Source organism: Rhodococcus sp. (in: high G+C Gram-positive bacteria) (genome assembly GCF_049286785.1).
In the GTDB taxonomy this organism is placed as follows: Bacteria; Actinomycetota; Actinomycetes; order Mycobacteriales; family Mycobacteriaceae; genus Rhodococcus_F.
In genome coordinates this window covers 1-4,717 of sequence record NZ_JBAQEO010000435.1, presented here as the reverse complement: position 1 = coordinate 4,717, position 4,717 = coordinate 1, and the positions used below count along the sequence as shown (strand labels likewise).

Here is a 4,717-nt window from a genome sequence, read left to right as displayed (position 1 = left end):
TCTTCGACCTCGGCGGTAACTCGCTGATCGCGGCCAGGGTGGCGGCCCGTGTCGGCACTGTGCTCGGCGCCGGTCTCAGCGTTCGGGACGTGTTCGAGGCCCCGACGGTGCGGGCCCTTGCCGGCCGAATCGGTTCGGCCGCCGCGGGACGTCCACCCCTGGTCGCCGTCGAACGTCCTGCGCGCGTGCCGTTGTCGCCGGCGCAGAGACGGATCTGGTTTCTGGACCAGTACGATCCGTCGTCGCCCGCCTACAACATCGCGATGGCCTTCCGGTTGAGCGGTTCGCTCGACGCGGAAGCCCTGGACGCGGCGGCCGGCGATGTGGTGGCCCGGCACGAGGCGCTGCGGACCGTCTATCCCGGGGACGGCGACGGACCGATCCAGTCGCTGATTCCTGTGCAGCAGGCCGCGCCGAACCTACGACCCGTCCGGGTAGCCGGCGAGGCGGATCTGTGGGAGCAGACGCAGGCACTCGTATCCTCGGGCTTCGAGGTGACCGTGGATCCACCGCTGCGGGCGCGGCTGTTCGAATACGCGCAGAACGAATATCTGCTGGTGGTGGTGCTGCACCATATCTCGGGTGACGGGCTGTCGATGATCCCGCTGGCGCGTGACGTCGCGTTCGCCTACGCGGCACGCGCGCACGGCCGTGCTCCGCAGTGGCGTCCGCTTCCCTTCCAGTACGCCGACTACAGCCTCTGGCAACAGGAACGGCTGGGCCGCGAGGACGATCCGCGGTCACTGCTGTCCGAGGAACTCGGCTACTGGAGAGCGGCCCTCACCGATACGCCGGCCGTGCTCGCGTTGCCGCTCGACCGTCCCCGCCCGCCGCACAGGTCATTTCGCGGTGATCATGTCCGGTTCTCGATTCCGCCGGACATCCACCGGTCCCTGGTGGCGGTGGCACGCGAAAACGACGCCACGGTGTTCATGGTCGCCCACGCTGCGTTCGCGGTCATGCTGTCCTGGGTGTCCGGCACCGACGACATCGTGATCGGCACGCCGGTGTCGGGACGCGGTGACGCCGCACTCGACGACGTGGTGGGAATGTTCGTCAACACCGTGGCCCTGCGCACGCCGGTCCGCGGTACCGTGTCGTTCCGGGAACTGTTGAGGGACGTCAAGGAGACCGACCTCGATGCGTTCGCTCACGCACACGTGCCGTTCGAGCAGGTGGTGGAGGCGCTCGAGCCGCCACGGTCGACGTCGTACACACCGTTGTTCCAGGTGGCTCTCGAGTTCCGCAACATGGGACACCCCGACCTGACCCTGCCGGGCATGACCGTCGAATGGACCGACCTCGGGGAACGAGTGGCGAAGTTCGATCTGCAGTTGACGCTCACCGAGCAGTACGACCGGGACGGCGGCGCGGCGGGCGTCACCGCGGGTTTCACCTTCGCGACGGACGTACTGGACCCCGAGACGGTGCACGGGTTCGCGCGACGCTTCGGGATCGTGCTCGGTGCCCTGTCCGCCCACCCCGACACACCACTCGCCCGGGTCGACCTGCTCGATCCGAAAGAGCGGACCGTCGTGGTGCCGGTACACGGTGCAGACGCCGAGTCGCACCGACTTCTGCCCGACATACTCTCGTGGGCCGCGGCGCTCGATCCGGACGCGGTGGCCCTCGCATGCGGCTCTGCCTTGCCGGGCGGGTCGAAGGTCTTGCCGGGCGGTTCGGAGGTGACGTACCGGGAACTCGACGACAGATCCAGTCGGCTGGCGCGCGTTCTGATCGGCCGCGGGATCGGACCGGAAACATATGTAGCGGTCGCGATACCGCGCTCGACCGACTCGGTGGTGGCGGTGTGGGCGGTAGCGAAGTCGGGTGCGGCATTCGTGCCGCTCGACCCCCACCTTCCCGAGGGCCGGATGAGCAACGTGCTCGCCGACTCGGGAGTGCTGCTCGGACTGACCCTTTCGGAATACCGCGACCTCCTACCGGGGTCGATTCCGTGGCTGCCGATCGACGACCCGGGACTCGGGCGGGATTACCCGGGTGGTGCCGTCACCGATGCAGAGCGGGTCACGGCACTGCGTCCGGAGCATCCGGCCTACGTGATGTACACGTCGGGATCGACGGGCACACCGAAGGGTGTGGTGATCACCCACACCGGCCTGCAGAACTTCGCGGCCGAGCAGAATTCCCGGTACGGAACCACCCCGGCCTCGCGGGTGTTGCACGTGGCGTCGCCGGCATTCGACGCGTCGGTACTCGAATACCTGACCGCCTTCGGTGCCGGTGCGGAGCTGGTGATCGCGCCGCCGTCCGTCTTCGCCGGTCCCGAACTCGAGCACCTGATCGACGCAGAGAAGATCACGCACATCTTCACGACGCCGGCAGTGCTGGCCACCATCGATCCCGACGCACTCGACAGCCTGCGCGTTCTCGTGGTGGGCGGTGAACGCTGCCCGCCGGAGTTGCTGAATCGCTGGGCAACCCGTTGCGCCTTGCTGGTGGGTTACGGGCCGACGGAGACCACGGTGATGTCGAATATCGCCGATCCCTTCGTGGCGGGAGATCCCGTCCGCATCGGACCTCCGGTGCGGGGAACCGGAGAAGTGCTGCTGGACCCGTGGCTGCGACCGGTGCCGGTGGGTGTGGTGGGGGAGTTGTACATCCAGGGTCCCGGCCTGGGCCGGGGCTATCACCGGCGCCCCGGACCGACTGCCGCGGCCTTTGTGGCCGATCCGTTCGGTGTGCCGGGGTCGCGGATGTACCGCACCGGGGACCTGATGCGGTGGTCACCGGACCTCACGTTGGACTATGTGGGACGCAACGATTTCCAGGTGAAGCTGCGCGGGCAGCGCGTCGAACCGGGCGAGGTCGAGGCCGTGCTCACGGGGTGTGAGGGCGTGTCCCGTGCGGCGGTGGTGGTCTGTCACGGCGGCGCGGCAGGGGATCGGCTGGTGGGATACGTGGTGCCCGAACCCGGAGCGGCGGTCGAGGCGACCGACGTGCTGCGCCGCGCCCGGACCCGGCTCGCGCCGTACCTGGTCCCGTCGACCCTGGTTGTTCTGGAACGACTCCCGCTGAACGTCAACGGCAAGGTGGACCGGGCCGCGCTTCCGGTGCCGGAGTTCGAGCCCAGGACCTTCCGGGCCCCGGTCGGCTCCGTCGAAGAAGCTGTCGCCGCCGTCTTCGCGACGGTGCTGGAAATCGGGCGGGTGGGCGTCGACGACGACTTCTTCGAGTTGGGTGGCAACTCGTTGTCCGCAACCCGGGTGGTGGCCCGGGTCAACTCACTACTCGGGTCGAGTATCGGGGTTCGCGACATGTTCGAGGCGCCGACCGTCGGGTCCCTGTCCCTTCGGATCGCCGACGCGAAGACCGAAACACCGGTGATCCCGGCGCTGGTGGCACGCGAACGTCCCGAGCGGGTGCCGGTGTCGTGGGCACAGCACCGGATGTGGTTTCTCAACCAGTTCGACATCACTTCGCCCGCATACAACGTCGCGATGGCCATCAGGTTGCGCGGCCACCTCGATCTCGAGGCATTGCGAACCGCGATCTCGGACGTGGTGGAGCGGCACGAATCCCTCCGCACGCGATACCCGTTCGGTAAGGCGGGCCCGGAACAGGTGGTGCTCCCCGCCGAGCACGCGGCACCGGAACTTCATCTCGTCCCGGTGGGCGGGGAGAGTGAACTGAGAGAATCCCTGTCGGAGTTCGCGTCCGCCGGATTCGACGTGAAGGTGCAGGTCCCGGTTCGGGCAATGCTCTTCGAGCCGGCGGCCGCCGACCACGTGCTGGCGGTGGTGGTCCACCACATCTGCGCGGACGGTTTCTCGATGGTTCCACTCGCTCGCGACCTCACCACCGCGTATTCCGCTCGTGCACAGGGTCGGACGCCGGACTGGGCACCACTCGCAGTCCAGTACGCCGATTACAGCCTGTGGCAACGGGAGCTGCTCGGGTCGGAGTCCGATCCGCAGTCGTTCGTGTCGCGGCAGTTGCACTACTGGCGGTCCGCGCTCGCGGGGGCGCCCACCGTGGTCGAATTGCCCTTCGACCGCCCGCGTCATCCGCATCGGTCCGCGGCGGGTGACCAGGTGAGCTTCTCGATTCCGGCGGACCTGCACCGCGACCTGACGGCCCTCGCCCGGGCACATCGGTGCTCGGTGTTCATGGCAGCGCACGCGGCGCTTGCGCTGTTGATCGCCGGGCTCGCCGGCAGTGAGGATGTGGTGATCGGCACGCCGGTTGCCGGGCGGGGCGAGGCTGTGCTCGACGACGTGGTCGGGATGTTCGTCAACACGCTGCCGCTCCGCACCCGGGTGACCGGAGAGAGGGGATTCGACGCTTTCCTCGAGGTGGTACGGGAGTCGGATCTCGGTGCGTTCGCCCGTGCCGAAGTGCCCTTCGAGCGGATCGTCGAGGCCCTCAATCCGCCCCGGTCGACCGCATATTCACCGCTGTTCCAGGTGCTCCTCGAGTTCCGGAACACCCACCGGCCCGACCTGTCGCTGCCGGGCCTCGACGTCGAGAACATGGAGCCCGGCGTCGACGTCGCCAACTTCGATCTGCAATTGACGCTCACGGAACACTTCGACGTGGACGGCGAGCCCGCCGGAATGGCGGCGGAATTCACCTATCCCACCGCGCTGTTCGACGGGCGCACCATCGAGAATTTCGCGGACCTGTACCTGAAGATCCTGAACGGGGTGGTGACCGCCCCGGCGACTGCCGTGCGAGACACTGCCGTGCAAGACAC

1 protein-coding gene is annotated in these 4,717 nt (G+C 68.1%); it reads left to right on the top strand.

Going from position 1 to position 4,717, the window contains the following annotated elements; all coding sequences use genetic code 11:
- The coding region (locus tag WAW17_RS15945) for an amino acid adenylation domain-containing protein (RefSeq protein ID WP_422333918.1) at positions 1-4,717 on the top strand (4,717 nt) is incomplete at both ends.